Annotated in this window: 1 pseudogene; it reads right to left on the reverse strand. The window is 66.7% G+C overall.

Annotation, left to right across the window (positions count from 1 at the left end):
* Positions 1 to 491: 491 nt before the first annotated feature.
* Positions 492 to 601 (reverse strand): annotated as a pseudogene (purU, locus tag MJ797_RS27535) (formyltetrahydrofolate deformylase); the annotation flags it as partial.

Genomic DNA, 601 nt, shown 5'->3' on the forward strand with positions numbered 1-601 from the left:
TCCTATCCTCGGGCGCTCTAAGCCGGATGGGGCCGAAGCGTCGGGGGACACGCGGAGCGTGTCCCCGGCATCGACCCGGGTCTACCGTCACTCGCATCGGCCTTGATCTCTCTCGTACTGCCCGGCGGCTGACCAGCCGTTGGGCACCTCATGCCAACTGGTGTAAATAGATTGACGAATATCGCGTGGGTCACACTGCCCGGCTGGGAGGTTCGCGTCAAGGTAGCATTGATATCTAATTTCAGATCTTGTGGATGCGACTGGCGCTGGCGCGCTCGCCGATCTCGAATGATCTCCGTTGTAGATCTTTCTGTTCTCCGGCCCGGCAGCGAGCGCCCGTGCCGAGGTTCTCGCTGTCCGGGCCGCGGGAGGCAGCCGGACTGCTCCAGCCGCGTGGCGTGCTGGCGGAGGTGGTACGGCGCTGGCTGCCCTCCGTTCCCGCGGGTGCCGTGGATTCCGGCTGCCGCTGGACGGAGCTGGGGGAGAGGTGGTCAGGCCGCGAAGACGACGGTTCGGCCGCCGTTGAGCAGGATGCGGTGCTCGGCGTGCCAGCGCACGGCTCGGGCGAGTACCTGGGCTTCGATGTCGCGGCCTACGGCGG

It is taken from the genome of Protofrankia sp. CiP3 (assembly GCF_917627345.1).
Lineage (GTDB): Bacteria > Actinomycetota > Actinomycetes > Frankiales > Frankiaceae > Protofrankia.